This window comes from Corynebacterium sp. LK26 (genome assembly GCF_014335085.1).
Classification (GTDB): domain Bacteria; phylum Actinomycetota; class Actinomycetes; order Mycobacteriales; family Mycobacteriaceae; genus Corynebacterium; species Corynebacterium jeikeium_D.
The window spans coordinates 212946-226839 of record NZ_PDHB01000018.1 but is presented as its reverse complement, the minus strand read 5'-3'; the positions used below and the strand labels follow the sequence as shown (position 1 = coordinate 226839).

Here is a 13894-nt window from a genome sequence, read left to right as displayed (position 1 = left end):
GGCCTTACTCCTTATCCAGATCCGTAGGATCTACACCGGCATCCAAAGCATCCCACAGAACTCGACCCGACTGTGGGTCTTCCTCCAGGTCCTCGGCGATACGCTGACGGCGTACCTCCGGGGTCTCATACGCGCTGGACTTCTGCTTCTTCACAGTACCCGGTCGACGCACCAACAATACCGCCCCGACCAGCGCCAATGCGCAGCACAGCAAGGCCAGGGATGGCCCCATCGCATGCACTTCAATCGCTGAGATCTGCGCCCAGTCTGCCACAGTCACCGCATCACTGGCGCGTTGTGAGGCGCTTCCCGACGTCAACAAATCCAGTGCCCGCTGGGAATCCACCCCGTCTTCTCCGCTGGCAAGCAGAGTCATCGGAGTCCACGACGCCGCAACTGCGAGCAGCGCCGCGAGGCCACCGACGATACGGCGCCCCAGTGAGCCCAAAATGGTGGTGGCAAACAGTGCAGCCACCATTGCCAGCGCAATCGACGTCAACTCTGGAGCCCAGACTGCGCCCACCAAATCTGTGGTCGCTGGACCGGACTTGTCATCAACAGTATCGACCGTCAGCCATGCACTACGGCTGCACAACCACATTCCCGCTGCGGCCACACCAATGAGGCCACCGGAGAGCATCGTTGTCGACTTCATCGAAAACCTAGCTCCTTTCCGCTGGGACTAGTGTCTCAGCTGCCGCGACAGCTCGCAGCACGGCCGCGGCCTTGTTGCGGGTCTCCTCATCCTCTGCCACCGGGTCAGAGTCACTGACAATTCCGCCGCCAGCCTGAACATAGACCGTATCGCCCTTCTTCACACCTGTGCGGATGGCAATTGCCTGATCGGTATTGCCCCGGAAGTCAAAGTATCCAACAGTGCCGCCGTAAACACCCCGACGCGTGTCTTCGAGCTTGTCGATAATGCTCAGCGCGGAAGGCTTCGGCGCACCCGACAGCGTTCCCGCTGGGAAGGTGGCCGCGAACGCGTCGACGGCAGTGGCGTCGCTGGAAAGCTCGCCGGTGACCGTAGAGACCAGATGCATAACGTGACTGTAGCGCTCAATATGACGGAAGTCGTGCACAACAACACTGCCTGGGCGGCAGACACGTCCGAGGTCATTGCGGCCAAGATCAACGAGCATCAGATGCTCACTATTTTCCTTCTCGTCTGCCAGCAAATCAGCTTCCAGCGCATTGTCCTGCTCCACCGTGGCACCGCGCGGACGTGTGCCCGCGATGGGATTGGTGATGACCTCACTGCCCTGAACTGCCACGAGTGATTCCGGGGAGGAACCGACAATTTGAAAAGCGGTAGCGGAGAAGTCCTTGGTTGGAACGTTGACCAGGAACATGTAGGGCGACGGATTGGAAACCCGCAGGATGCGGTAGATATCAAATGCTGACGCCTGCGTGTCCATCTCGAACCGCTGCGAGAGCACAATCTGGAACGCATCACCAGCTCGGATGTGGTCCTTGCAACGCTCAATACGATCCATGTGGTCGTCGGCGGCGCGCTGGCGACGAATCACCGGCTCTGGGAAGCTAATTTCCGCCGGACGCAGATCAGAGGACCCCGACAGCCGCTCCACCATCGCATTGACCCGATCACAGGCGGTGTCATACGCCTGGTCAATCCGCTCATCCGAGCCGTCCCAGTTCACTGCATTAGAAATCAGCCACAGCACGCCCTCGTGGTGGTCAAAAGCAGCCAGGTCCTCCACCAGCAACTGCATGAGCTCAGGAATCTGCAAATCATTGTCAGTGGTATCCGGCAGCTGTGGCTCGATGTAGCGGACAATGTCATGCCCGAAGTAGCCAACGAGACCAGAGGTGAGCTTGGGTACCGAGGCATCGTCGGCAAGCGGAAGCTCCGTGTGCAGCAGCTCCAGCGTGCGACGCAGAGCATCCAACGGATTTCCGCCCTCTGGCGCACCCGACGGCGCATTGCCAATCCAGGTTGCCTCCCCCGCATCATCCACCGTCAGCGCAGCACGACTGCCGCAACCGATAAATGACCAGCGCGACCACGACTGCCCCACATCGGAGGACTCCAGCAAGAAAGTGCCGGGACGATCGGCCGCGAGCTTACGGTAGGCCGACAGCGCCGTTTCGCCGTCCGCCAAAACCTTGCGAACCACGGGCACGACCCGATGGTGTGCAGCCAGTTCACGAAAGCGCTCACGCGTGGTCATGGTGATACGAGTCATAGCCGCTATTGTGCCACGCACCCCGGATTGCACATCACTTAACCCCGGACTTCACCGGAGGTGGGCGCGCTTGACGACGAAATCCCCACCTCGGCAACCCGGATCGACTGATTAGCCCTCGAACACGGGATGCACGTCAAAGCAGCTATGCGAGCCAGTGTGGCATGCCGCGCCGTCCTGCACTACCTGCATCAGCACGGTATCGCCATCACAGTCCAACGCCAGCGATGTCACGGTCTGGAAATGGCCACTAGTAAGCCCCTTAATCCAGTACTCGGACCGGGAGCGCGACCAGTAAGTGCCGCGCTTGGTAGCGATGGTGTACGCCAGCGCGTGGGAATCCATCCATGCCATCATGAGCACGCGACCAGTGGATTCTTCCTGCACAATGGCCGGAATCAAGCCGTCAGCGTTGAACTTGGCGATGTTCGCGATATCTGCTGGGAGCGTGTACTCACGCGGATCGTCTCCGGCGCCGTGAGCTGCAGCGCCCGGGGCTAGACCAGTCACTGGCGCACCTCGATCCCCTCGCGGGCCATCTCTTCCTTAACCTCAGCAATGCTGACCTCGCCGAAGTGGAAAATGGATGCGGCCAAAACCGCGTTGGCACCGGCGCGCACTGCCGGGGGGAAGTGCTCTGCCTTGCCCGCACCGCCAGAGGCGATCACCGGGACGTCGACGGCAGCGCGGACTCTCTCCAGCAGCTCCAGGTCGAAGCCATCCTTGGTGCCGTCGCCATCCATGGAGTTCAGCAGAATCTCGCCGACCCCGAGCTCCTCGCCACGGCGTGCCCACTCGACGGCGTCAATCCCGGCCGAGCGTGAACCACCGTGCGTCGTCACCTCGAAGCCCGACGGCTGCGGCGTGCCTCCCTCGGGAACGCGGCGGGCATCCACCGACAGGACGACACACTGCGCACCGAAGCGGCGCGACAGCTCGCTGAGCAGTTCCGGACGTGCAATCGCAGCGGTATTGACACTGACCTTGTCGGCTCCGGCGCGAAGCAGTTGGTCGACATCCTCGACGCTGCGCACACCACCGCCGACCGTCAGCGGAATGAAGACCTCACTTGCGGTGCGACGCACCACGTCGAGCATGGTGCCACGGCCATCCTTGGAAGCCGTGACATCCAGGAAGGTCAGCTCATCAGCGCCCTCCTCGCCATAGCGGCGAGCCAGCTCCACCGGATCGCCGGCATCACGGAGATTCTCAAAGTTGACCCCCTTGACGACCCGCCCATTGTTGACATCCAGGCAAGGAATCACGCGTACTGCCAGAGACATAGTTTTTAAGTTCTCCTCGTGTTAGCTCAAAGTTGTGGCTCGACGGTTTGCGCAACCACCCAGCTCAGGGGCGTCGCCCACGGTTTAGCTCCGGAAAGTCTCCGGACGACCCAGTTGGTCAATAATCGACCGCAGCGTGGCATGAACATCGCGAGTTCCCGCCAGCACGCCTACGGAATCATGCCGCCAAGGATTGCCCGCCAAGTCTGTGACCACGCCACCAGCTTCGGAAATCTGAAGTACACCAGCTGCGTTATCCCACACATGCGGTGAGAAAGTCACGGTGCCGCCGAATGCCCCCATCGCGGTGGAACCCAAGTCCACTCCGACAGAGCCAGTAATTCGGATCGTCGGATAGCGTTCGCCCACCTTTGACAGCAGCAGTTGGCGCCACTTGCGCGGGAGTGTGCCGTCGGTACTCGCGATGACGGACCCGAAGGCAATCGAAACCGGGCGGCCGGCCTCGGCGTCGATGTTGACGCGACGGCCGTTGACGAACGTGCCGCTACCTTTAGCTGCGGTAATACGCCGGCGTAGCAGAGGCATGGAGGTAATACCAACCACCGGCTCCCCCTCATGCATGAGTGTGAGCAGCATGGCACACAGCGGAAAGCCGTTGGAATAGTTCGTGGTGCCGTCAATCGGATCGATGACCCAGGCGGTATGTTCCTCGGGGACTTTGCCACCGAATTCTTCGCCGTAGACGGGCAGGCCAGAATACTGCGTGAGGAGCTGGCGCAGACGACGCTCAATTTCCAGGTCGGTCTCCGTCGCGAAATCTCCGCGCGGCTTCATGACAACCGGGTCCGCGCCCACCTGCTGCGTGAACAGGCCTTCGACCTCATCGAGCGCCGCTTCAGCAATAGCGAGCATCGCCCGCGGTTCCAGGGCATCCATACTTTCTAAATCCTTCATCCGCCGTCTCAGCCGGGGTGCCGTTTGCTCGTTAACGCTTTCGCTTGACGACGTCTCCCCGGCCCGGCCACGAAAGTGTTCTCTTTAGCCGCGAGCTACTGCCAGGGCCTCTTCCAGGGTGAAACGCCCTGCGTAGAGCGCCTTACCCACAATTGCGGAGTCAACGCCCTCATCGACCAGTGTGGCAATAGCTGCAATGTCGTCCAGGCTGCTGACACCGCCAGAAGCGACGATTGGAGCATCGGTAGCAGCGGCGACCTCGCGCAGCAGTTCCACATTCGGCCCCTGCAGGGTGCCGTCCTTGGAGACGTCAGTCACCACGAAACGGGATGCACCCTGAGCATCCAGGCGCTCCAGCACCTCCCAGAGGTCACCGCCGTCGGAGACCCAGCCGCGGCCGCGCAGGCGCCACTGCCCCTCTTCGTTAAGAACATCCAGACCAATGGCTACACGGTCGCCGTAGTTGGCGATAACCTCGCGGCACCACTCCGGATTCTCCAGTGCGGCGGTGCCAATATTGACGCGGGCACAGCCGGTGGCCAGCGCAGCCTCGAGCGAAGCGTTGTCACGGATACCGCCGGAGAGCTCCACCTTCACGTCGAGCTTGCCCACCACGTCGGCAAGCAGGTCGTAGTTCGAACCGCGACCGAACGCGGCATCGAGGTCGACCAGGTGGATCCACTCAGCGCCTGCGTTCTGCCAATTCATGGCAGCTTCCAGCGGTGCACCATAGGAAGTCTCGGTTCCAGCAGCACCCTGAACAAGGCGCACAGCCTGGCCATCGGCTACGTCTACAGCGGGCAGCAGGGTCAAACTCATGGGGGCTCTACTCTCTTCGACTTTTGGGCGTTGTGGCGATTGTCACCACGATGCTTGTTGCTAGTTATCTCAGTATAGGTGGTCTAGGTGGCGAAACTCCGTCACCTACCAGGTAGTGCGGTTAGGGCAGATACTACCGATTGGGCAACTACAGCGTGTCCACCCAGTTCTGCAGCAGCTTCAACCCTGCTTCACCAGACTTCTCAGGGTGGAACTGCGTGGCCCACAGCGGACCGTTTTCCACGGCTGCGATAAACCGATCGGATTCGTGGGCAGACCACGTCACCAGCGGCGGAGCGATGCGAGAATCCGTATTAAGGTCCCACTTGCGCACACCGTAGGAGTGGACGAAGTAAAAACGCTGATCTTCCAGTCCCTTAAACATCTTTGAGCCTTCCGGTACTTCAACCGTGTTCCAGCCCATGTGCGGCAGAATCGACGCCTCGAGACGCTCGACAGTACCGGGCCATTCACCACAACCCGGGGTGCCGGTGACAGCTGCGGATGCGTCGGTCTCCGCTGCGTGGATGCCGTCGGCGTACTCGACGCCGCGATCAAAGAGCACCTGCATACCAACGCAGATTCCCATCACCGGCCGACCACCTGCGAGTCGAGAACCAATCAGGCGCGGCCCTTGCACTCGATGCAAACCCTCCATGCATGCGGCATAGGCACCGACGCCGGGAACGAGGAGACCATCGGCCTCCATCACGGTCTTCGGATCGGCGGTCACAATAACCTCGGCACCCGCGGTGGCCACAGCGCGCTCAGCTGAACGCAAATTACCGGAGCCGTAATCAAGGATGGCAACAGTTGGGGTCTTCGTCGAAGGTGAGACTTGTTCCATAGTTGGACATTTTAAGGCGCTGGGAATCGATGTTTCCCATTTACCCCAAGAAAACTGCCTGGACAGGCAAAAGCGCTGGTATACGCCCACCGAATACTTTGGTAAACTCAAGGTTAACAACAGGTTAACTAAGTTATTGATTTATCCCTAATACCCCTGATTACTTTTTCACAGAGAGGCTCCGACGCCATGACTACCGCATCCGTTCTTAGTAAATCATTTGCCATTGTCCGCGAGGACCTTCACCGGCTCTACGGTGCAGCCTGCGATGCTGCGACCATCGATTCCATCCTCGACGATGTCATTGCAGAGCTGTCCAACTCTGCGAAGGTGACTAACTTCCTCCCCGTCCTCGCCGAACGCGAGGCCACCGAACGCATCAAGGCCGCGAGCGGATGCAAGGACTTCGCCCCGCGCCAAGAGATTCTCTTTGCCGATAGTCGCGGTTCCGGCCGTAGCCAGATTGCCACTGCCCTGGCCTACCACCTGGTTGGTGACGAAGTCTTTATCCGCACTATCGGCCTCAATCCAGAGGATGGCCTGAACCCTCGCGTCGTCGCGGCTCTTCACGACCGTGGCGTGGACACCTCACGCCTCACCCAAAAGGCGATTACTCCCCGCGTTTCCCACCGCGCCGATGTTGTCGTGCTCATGGGCATCGACGAGACACCAGCAGTCCCCGGCGACCGCTACGTGGAATGGGATGTCGCAGATCCGGACAGTCTCACAGACGATGAGCTGCAGTCGCTTATCGACGATATCGAAACCCGCCTGCGGGCTCTCTTCACCGAGATGGACGTCGCCGTCGCATAAACAGGCACGGCTGACCCCACACCGGGGGTTGCATCTAATAACCAAAAGAGTGGCTGCGCAAGAACTTGCGCAGCCACTCTTTTTCAAACGTCTCTTTGTATGTAGTTACTTCTTCTTGCGGTCCCGAACCGTCAAACGCGTCACTGCATTCTTTGCCGGGCGGGCAACACGCACAGCGGCCTCCGGCGTACGACGCTTCACGGCATCCCCCAGACGACGCAGCGTAGCGCGGGTGTTCTGGTACTCCGCCACGCGGTGCTTTCCGATGATTCGGTCGAGCACCGCACCAATGAGGCCAACTGCCAGCAGAGCTGCCGCAAAGGCAAAGACAGCCGGGTACGGACGGAGTGCAGCCGCGGCTACGGCTCCCAGAACGAACGAGCCGATACCAGTGCCCGAGTCAAAGGACATGTTCCAGAAGGCACTGGCCTCAGCAGTACGGTCACGCGGCAGGCGGGCAAACATCAGCAGCAGAGCCTCATTTTGCACTATGCCGAAGCCCGCGCCGTAGAAAACGGCCGCAACCAGCAGCAGCCAGGCCGACAAATCAAAGAGAACCACGCCGGACATCATCAGCAGACCAATAAAACCACTGATCAATGCCGGAATCAGCAGAATTCCAGCCTCCGACTTCCGGTCGGCGTAGATTCCTGCGAAATAACGGAACACCATCTGCGCGCCACCGAGAACAGACAGCGACAGGCCAGCCACAACCGCACCGGAGACCAGATCGATTTCGCGAGCTGCCGGGGCAAGGAATGCGGAAATACCACCAAAGCCCATCGCAATCGTGCAAATTGCGAGCGCGGGAATGGCCACCAGCTTCCATGTGGCAACGTGCTCAACGGGGCTCGGCTGAGTTGCTGCAGATCCGGGCACAGGATCGCCGACGTCTTCCTTGCCGCCCTTGCCCTCCTTCGGCGCTGGCTTAATCTTCGGGATAAAGAGTGCCATCAACGAACCGACAAGCGAGATGACGGCGCCCAAGACATAAACAGGGGTGTAAGAACCCGTCTTGTCCGCAATGATTAGTCCTAGTGGCAAGAAAATGAGCTCAGATAAACCAACTGCCACACCGAGAACGCCAGAGGCCTTACCCAGAAATTTCATTGGCACTAGCTCGGCAATCAATGCGGACTCGGCGACAGTCAACGCACCGAAGCCCATACCGCGGAGAACCGCAATGATGAGCACCAAAGCAGCATCGGTGCCAAAGATGTGCAGAATCGTCGGCAAGCCCAGAAACAGACCTGAAATCAGCATGGTCATGCCGTAGCCAAGACGGCGACACATACGTGGAGTCTGCGTCTGTGTGAGAACGGTAGCGGCCATAAAAACACCGGTGTAGGCACCGGCGAGCGAGGTTCCACCGCCATCGTCAAGAATTGCCTGCGGAATGACAGGCATGAGGAGTGACCAGCCACCGAAGGCGGCCATCACGGCGACTAGCGTAGGTACTAGTCCGGGCGCTTTCCACATGCTGTCCAGTTCGTCCAACTGCCTGCGGTCCATCACCCGGGACGCCATTTACTCCATCACTCCTATCAACCACAAAATTGCGCCGGCGAGCGCGATCACAGATAAGAGACCAAGGACAATTGTTCCGACCCTCGATCCGGATTTATAGAGTGACCATGTTCCGCCCACCAGCAGACCAGCGACAATGAACAAAAAATAAGTGCTCAGCGTCGATGCGGTAGACACCTGCGCTAAAAGCACGTCTACAGACGTTGTTACCATCGATTCCCCTAAAATGCCAGCTAAGGCGGATTTTCCGGTTTCCTACAGTGGCCGTCTACTTCAGCTGCGACCTACAGAGTGCCCTTGGTCGACGGCACACCGTGGACGCGCGGGTCGTCCTCGACGGCAGCACGCAGGGCACGGGCCACAGCCTTGTACTCAGCCTCGGTGATGTGGTGCGGATCGCGCCCGTAGAGACAGCGAACATGCAGCGCAATACGGGCATTTAGGGCGAAGGACTCAAAGAAATGCTCGTTGATAACCGTTGCGTAGTGACCACCAATGACGGCAGTCAACATCTGCTCTGGTTCGCCAGTGCCAACGAAGTACGGGCGACCAGACACATCAACCACTGCGTGTGCCAGCGTTTCATCCATCGGGATATAGCAGTCACCAAAGCGACGAATACCAGACTTGTCCCCCAACGCCTGGGCGAAGGCCTGCCCCATCACAATGCCGGTATCCTCCACCGTGTGGTGCGCATCGACCTCGGTGTCGCCGTTGGCGTGCACAGTCAGGTCGAAGCTGCCGTGGGAGCCGAAAGCGGTCAACATGTGGTCGAAGAACGGCAGACCGGTCGAAATATCGGTCTTGCCGGTGCCATCGAGATTCACCGAGCAGACGATGCTCGATTCGCGGGTGGCGCGCTCGACACGGCCAACGCGCTCAGTGCGCTCTGCCTTCAGATGGTCCTTATCACTGGCGTGCATAAGTCAGATTTCTCCTTATAGTGGGATGTACCAGCAGCATTTCGCTTAAGCCAGCGCGGTCGCTGCCAATTTCTTGGCCGCCGCCAGCAGTGCATCATTTTCACTGGGCAGACCAATAGTGGCACGCAAACGACCGGGCACGCCAACATCGCGGATGAGTACTCCCTCGTCCAAGAAGCTCTGCCATGCCGTCGAGGCATCGGCGAAACGACCGAAGAAGACAAAGTTCGAGTACGAGTCAATCACGTCGTAGCCATAGCTGTTCAGGGCGGCTACGACGCGGTCACGCTCGTCGGCAAGCTTTGCGACGGTCGACAGCGTCGCATCCGAGTGGCGAAGTGCAACTGTGGCTGCGGCCTGTGTCAACGTCGACAGGTGGTATGGCAGACGTACGAGCATCACAGCATCAATAAATGCCGGGTTAGCAACGAAGTAGCCGAGGCGGCCTCCTGCGAAGTCGAAAGCCTTGCTCATCGTGCGGGAGACAACCAGCTTCGACGGGAACTCAACCAGCAGCGTTGTCGCCGACGGCTCCTCAGTGAACTCGGCGTAGGCCTCATCGACAATGACGATGCCCGGCGCGGCTTCAATAATGCGGCGCAAGTCAGCGAGCGTAGTCAGGTTGCCAGTCGGGTTGTTCGGCGTCGTGATGAAGATGACGTCAGGACGGTGCTCGGCAATTGCCGCGAGCGCACTATCCATGTCGATGTCGAAGGTCTCCGGGTCGCGGTCGATGCCGATAAACTCCGTCTGCGTGCCGGACGAGAGGATTGGGTGCATTGAGTAACTGGGCACAAACCCCATTGCGCTGCGCCCTGGCCCGCCGAATGCCTGCAGCAGCTGCTGGAGAATCTCGTTGGAGCCGTTGGCAGCCCATACCTGGTCAACGGTGATGTCCACGCCGGTCTGGCGGGTGACATAGTCGGCGAGTGCGCTGCGCAGTACTACTGCGTCACGGTCCGGGTAGCGGTTGAGGTCAGAGGCGACCTTCTCCACTTGCGCCACCAGGTCGGCGATGAGGTCATCGGATGGCGGGTACGGGTTTTCGTTGGTGTTCAGGCGAACATCGACGTCGAGCTGCGGAGCACCGTAGGCTTCCTCGCCGCGCAGTTCGTCGCGCAGTGGCAAATCTGCCAGCACCAACTTGGCTACCGACTGCTGTGACTGGTTCTCAGGCTGGTTGCTCATTAGTTGTCGTTCCCCTTTTCTGCGCCATTGCTCTCAGAGCCGAGAAGCGTCTCAAAGCGGGCGCGGATGGCCTCGCCGTGCGCTGGCAGTCGTTCTTCGTTGGCCAGGACTACTACGCTGTCGGCAACTTCCTTCAACGCGGCCTCGTTGTAGTCAATCATGTGGACCGACTTGAGGAAGGTGTGCGTTGACAGCCCCGAGGCGTGGCGGGCGGTACCGGAGGTCGGCAACACGTGGTTGGAGCCAGCCGAGTAATCGCCCAGCGGCACCGGCGAAAAGCGACCGATGAAGATTGCGCCAGCGTTGGTAATGCGTTCGGCAACGGCCTGTGCGTTTTCGGTGTGGATCTCCAGGTGCTCAGCGGCGTAGGCATCTGCAACCTGGATGCCGATATTCATGTCGTCGACAAGCACGATGCCAGACTGCTTGCCGGTGAGCGCCTCACGAACGCGGTCGGCGTTCATGGTGACCTCGTAGCGGTTTTCGACCTCGCGGTCGACAGCGGCGGCGAAATCGGCGTCGTCGGTAATAAGTACGCTGGCGGCCATGATGTCGTGCTCTGCCTGGGAAATCAGGTCGTAGGCGACGGAGACAGGATCAGCGGCGTTATCTGCAAGAATGGCAATTTCGGTCGGACCAGCTTCGGCGTCGATACCGACGACCGAGCGGCACAGGCGTTTAGCGGCGGTAACGAAGATGTTGCCCGGACCGGTGACCATGTCGACCGGCTCGAGGCTCTCATTTTCATCGCCGTATGCGAGCAGTGCGACGGCCTGTGCACCGCCGACGGCCCACACCTCGGTCACGCCAAGCAGCTTGCAGGCAGCCAGGATGGTCGGGTGCGGCCAGCCGTCGTTGTCGGCCTGCGGCGGAGAGGCGACGACGAGGGACTCCACACCAGCTTCCTGAGCTGGGATGACGTTCATCAATACAGACGACGGGTAGACGGCGTTGCCCCCGGGGACGTAAAGACCGACGCGCGAAATCGGAATCCACTTCTCACGGACAATGCCGCCGGGAAGAATTTCAACAGTCTTGTCATTCGGCTTCTGAGCAGCGTGGAACGCGCGCACGCGCCCAATGGACTCCTGCAGAGCAGAGCGGACGTCGTCTTCCAGCGCGGCTTCCGCGGCATCGATAACCTCCGCTGGAACGCGCATGGATGCCGGACGAATACGGTCGAACTTCTCGGAGTACTCCATCGCCGCTTCCACACCACGGGCTGCCACGTCATCGACAACGGGTTTGACCGTGGGAATCATGGAATCAACGTCTGCCGCACCGCGCGGCAACACTCGACGCAGAGTGGCGGTGGTGGGAGTCTGACCGCGAAGATCAATAGTGGACAACATAATTAATTAGTAACCGCCTATTCGCACGATGGATTCATACGTGAGCACTTCAGAGTGACAAAGAAATGACAACAGAGTATTGAAAATCTGGGTCAAGCCAAAGACTTTATCCACGGTTTTCGCTACTATTCGCCCTTAAAGGCACCCTTGAGTATGAACTAAGCATATCTTTCTCACGCCCGGTTCATACCGATTGCCCCATTTAACCCCTCATACTGTGGCGCAAGTTAGCTCCGCCACAGTGACCCATTACAGTGTTAAGGAAAGTAGTAACCAGTCGTAGAAAGGTCAGCTGTTGAACCAGGAAGGAAACAGCCCGGATTTGCCGGAGCTCGTCGCAGCCTATGCAGACGCGACCGCAGCCGACAATTCCCTGGCCACGCGCCAACTGGAATCAGTTTTCGCGCATCATTTCTACAACCCACAGCTCTTTTCTGACCCGGAAGCCCACGGCGTTACCGAACACGTCGGCGCGTTTTACCGCATAGTCCGCGAGGTCACCGAATCGCTCGGCATGATGACGGCTGCGCACGATGCCGCCCTGAACTGGATGGTATGGGCATCCGATAACGACAACGTCCCGGAGTACTGGCGCGCCCGGGCACGGCTAGCGGCGGATGAAGCCCGCCGCTACACCACCTTTATCGCCGATGGCCCCACCTCTGCTGCCGCAGAGACCGAAATCCCACTCATCGCACGCATGAGCAGGGAGATCACCTCGTACCGGGCACTCGTGCTTGCCGACGATCTGGATGCCCCAACCAGCAGTCACAGCGCGGTGACCACGGATGCGGATGGGCCGCGGCCGCAGGAATCGTCGGCAAGCGAAGAAGCGGAGGAGCCGTTTAGCCCACGCCAGTGGAAGAAGCGGGCGGCACTGACTGACGCGCTGATTCGGATTGCAAGCGCCCTGCGAAAGGTCAACCGCGAGGACTTGGCACGGGAGCTGCACGAGATGATTCGTGCACTGCCAAATGAGGATAAGTTTGAGTCGATTGCGCTGGCGAAGACTCTGACGGAGGCATCACTGCTGCACCGAGCCGGGAAAGTCGTCGACGCAGCGCGACTTTGCGCCTCACAGCTCAATGCAATCGGTAACCGCTCCGTAATCGCGGGCCTTGAGCTGAGGCAGAATTTGGCACGGTACTCGATAGAGACAGGTAATAGCGATACCGCGTTCCGAATGCTGTCAAACAACGTGGCAGTCGCGGACCAGCACAGACTGGACACTGACTATATTCTCGCGGTTCGTGAGATGGCAGACATCAACTTCGAGGTGGCACACAACAAGCCCGATGCCGGGGAGATGCTGAAGCTAACTCAGCGCGCCCAGGATGTGTCGGCAGACTACCCCAACTGTGAAGTCACCATGGAAATCGCGCTGCTGAAGGCAACGGCACTGTACGAGCTCGGAGATTTCCACCATGCCGGCCAGGAAGCGGAGTCGGTTGCAAAGTGGTCTGAGCCTACCCAGGATTCCGCGCGTACTGATTTTTCCTGTGCTATTGCGGCGGAATCGGCAGTCCAAGAGGGAAATACTGAACATGCGGCAGTGCTCTTCGACGCGCTGGCCGATATTCGTGCCGGATACTCGTCACCGATTTCACCTGCGGAAACTCTGATGAATGCCGCACTATCACTCAGTAACGTGGGCGCCACAAGTGAGTTGACCGACCACCTGATGGAACGCTCACGTGGCTACGTGGTTGGGTCCTGGGAATCGGCCAAGTGGCACGAAGCGCAGGCGCTGCTGTGCTGGTCTGTGTGGGACAACGACGGCGTGTACAAGTACTCCGACGAAGCTGCCGAGCTTTTCTTAGAAGCCCACGCCCCTGCCGACGCGGCCCGCACACTGACTATCGCGGTGCGTGCTGCTGCTAGTGATAACAATGAGGAACGCGCCCGCCGGTTCGCGATTCGCATCGGCGACCTAGTCGGCCCGGATCACCCGGTGCGCGATGAAGTTCGTGAACTAATGCGTAGCTTTTCAAACCCGGATTAACAGCGCATCCGGCTGTAC

13 protein-coding genes are annotated in these 13894 nt (G+C 59.7%); 2 read left to right on the top strand and 11 right to left on the bottom strand.

Features of this window, described 5'->3' with window-relative positions:
• Positions 1-4: 4 nt before the first annotated feature.
• From CRD13_RS10595 to hisH, 7 genes are all read right to left on the bottom strand, one after another.
• Complete coding sequence (locus CRD13_RS10595) at positions 5-655, bottom strand: TIGR02234 family membrane protein (RefSeq protein ID WP_049182100.1); 651 nt, start codon at positions 653-655, stop codon at positions 5-7.
• Positions 656-662: 7 nt separating this feature from the next.
• Positions 663-2207, bottom strand: a complete 1545-nt coding sequence (locus CRD13_RS10590; RefSeq protein ID WP_048734630.1) for an anthranilate synthase component I — start codon at positions 2205-2207, stop codon at positions 663-665.
• Between the two features lie 111 nt (positions 2208-2318).
• Positions 2319-2717, bottom strand: coding sequence for a phosphoribosyl-AMP cyclohydrolase (gene hisI / locus CRD13_RS10585; RefSeq protein WP_048734633.1), 399 nt, complete (start codon positions 2715-2717; stop codon positions 2319-2321).
• On the bottom strand, positions 2714-3490 hold the full coding sequence (gene hisF, locus CRD13_RS10580; protein ID WP_070429588.1) for an imidazole glycerol phosphate synthase subunit HisF: 777 nt from the start codon (positions 3488-3490) through the stop codon (positions 2714-2716). The genes hisI and hisF overlap by 4 nt, the downstream gene beginning before the upstream one ends.
• 84 nt (positions 3491-3574) lie before the next feature.
• Entirely contained in the window at positions 3575-4387 is an 813-nt protein-coding gene (locus CRD13_RS10575) for an inositol monophosphatase (RefSeq protein ID WP_048734639.1), read from the bottom strand.
• 102 nt (positions 4388-4489) lie between these two features.
• Complete coding sequence (gene priA / locus CRD13_RS10570; protein WP_016422946.1) at positions 4490-5224, bottom strand: bifunctional 1-(5-phosphoribosyl)-5-((5-phosphoribosylamino)methylideneamino)imidazole-4-carboxamide isomerase/phosphoribosylanthranilate isomerase PriA; 735 nt, start codon at positions 5222-5224, stop codon at positions 4490-4492.
• Positions 5225-5372: 148 nt separating this feature from the next.
• Positions 5373-6071, bottom strand: a complete 699-nt coding sequence (gene hisH / locus CRD13_RS10565; protein ID WP_147719391.1) for an imidazole glycerol phosphate synthase subunit HisH — start codon at positions 6069-6071, stop codon at positions 5373-5375.
• A 189-nt stretch (positions 6072-6260) separates the two neighbouring features.
• On the opposite strand from hisH, the gene CRD13_RS10560 reads away from it, so the two are divergent.
• Positions 6261-6884 carry a low molecular weight phosphatase family protein gene (locus CRD13_RS10560; RefSeq protein WP_016422948.1) on the top strand — a complete coding sequence of 208 codons (624 nt, stop codon included), beginning with the start codon at positions 6261-6263 and terminating at the stop codon, positions 6882-6884.
• 105 nt (positions 6885-6989) lie between these two features.
• Here CRD13_RS10560 and CRD13_RS10555 read toward each other — a convergent pair whose 3' ends face one another.
• The 4 genes from CRD13_RS10555 to hisD all read right to left on the bottom strand — a co-directional run bounded on the left by CRD13_RS10555 (position 6990) and on the right by hisD (position 11874).
• Positions 6990-8411, bottom strand: coding sequence for an MFS transporter (locus tag CRD13_RS10555; RefSeq protein ID WP_016422949.1), 1422 nt, complete (start codon positions 8409-8411; stop codon positions 6990-6992).
• A gap of 284 nt (positions 8412-8695) precedes the next feature.
• Positions 8696-9334 (bottom strand): imidazoleglycerol-phosphate dehydratase HisB, encoded by a 639-nt coding sequence (hisB, locus tag CRD13_RS10550; RefSeq protein ID WP_147719390.1) that lies wholly within the window; start codon positions 9332-9334, stop codon positions 8696-8698.
• Positions 9335-9379: 45 nt separating this feature from the next.
• Positions 9380-10522, bottom strand: coding sequence for a histidinol-phosphate transaminase (locus CRD13_RS10545; protein ID WP_070545583.1), 1143 nt, complete (start codon positions 10520-10522; stop codon positions 9380-9382).
• Positions 10522-11874, bottom strand: a complete 1353-nt coding sequence (gene hisD / locus CRD13_RS10540) for a histidinol dehydrogenase (RefSeq protein ID WP_070438960.1) — start codon at positions 11872-11874, stop codon at positions 10522-10524. The genes CRD13_RS10545 and hisD overlap by 1 nt, the downstream gene beginning before the upstream one ends.
• Before the next feature lie 295 nt (positions 11875-12169).
• On the opposite strand from hisD, the gene CRD13_RS10535 reads away from it, so the two are divergent.
• Positions 12170-13876, top strand: coding sequence for a hypothetical protein (locus tag CRD13_RS10535; RefSeq protein WP_147719389.1), 1707 nt, complete (start codon positions 12170-12172; stop codon positions 13874-13876).
• Positions 13877-13894: the final 18 nt, after the last annotated feature.

What these genes read in the sequence shown, in the direction of transcription:
- hisD (WP_070438960.1), bottom strand. Translation starts at nt 11,874, where the DNA reads ATGTTGTCCACTATTGATCTTCGCGGTCAGACTCCCACCACCGCCACT.
- CRD13_RS10590 (WP_048734630.1), bottom strand. Translation starts at nt 2,207, where the DNA reads ATGACTCGTATCACCATGACCACGCGTGAGCGCTTTCGTGAACTGGCT.
- hisB (WP_147719390.1), bottom strand. Translation starts at nt 9,334, where the DNA reads ATGCACGCCAGTGATAAGGACCATCTGAAGGCAGAGCGCACTGAGCGC.
- CRD13_RS10560 (WP_016422948.1), top strand. Translation starts at nt 6,261, where the DNA reads ATGACTACCGCATCCGTTCTTAGTAAATCATTTGCCATTGTCCGCGAG.
- priA (WP_016422946.1), bottom strand. Translation starts at nt 5,224, where the DNA reads ATGAGTTTGACCCTGCTGCCCGCTGTAGACGTAGCCGATGGCCAGGCT.
- CRD13_RS10545 (WP_070545583.1), bottom strand. Translation starts at nt 10,522, where the DNA reads ATGAGCAACCAGCCTGAGAACCAGTCACAGCAGTCGGTAGCCAAGTTG.
- CRD13_RS10595 (WP_049182100.1), bottom strand. Translation starts at nt 655, where the DNA reads ATGAAGTCGACAACGATGCTCTCCGGTGGCCTCATTGGTGTGGCCGCA.
- hisF (WP_070429588.1), bottom strand. Translation starts at nt 3,490, where the DNA reads ATGTCTCTGGCAGTACGCGTGATTCCTTGCCTGGATGTCAACAATGGG.
- CRD13_RS10555 (WP_016422949.1), bottom strand. Translation starts at nt 8,411, where the DNA reads ATGGCGTCCCGGGTGATGGACCGCAGGCAGTTGGACGAACTGGACAGC.
- CRD13_RS10575 (WP_048734639.1), bottom strand. Translation starts at nt 4,387, where the DNA reads ATGGATGCCCTGGAACCGCGGGCGATGCTCGCTATTGCTGAAGCGGCG.
- hisH (WP_147719391.1), bottom strand. Translation starts at nt 6,071, where the DNA reads ATGGAACAAGTCTCACCTTCGACGAAGACCCCAACTGTTGCCATCCTT.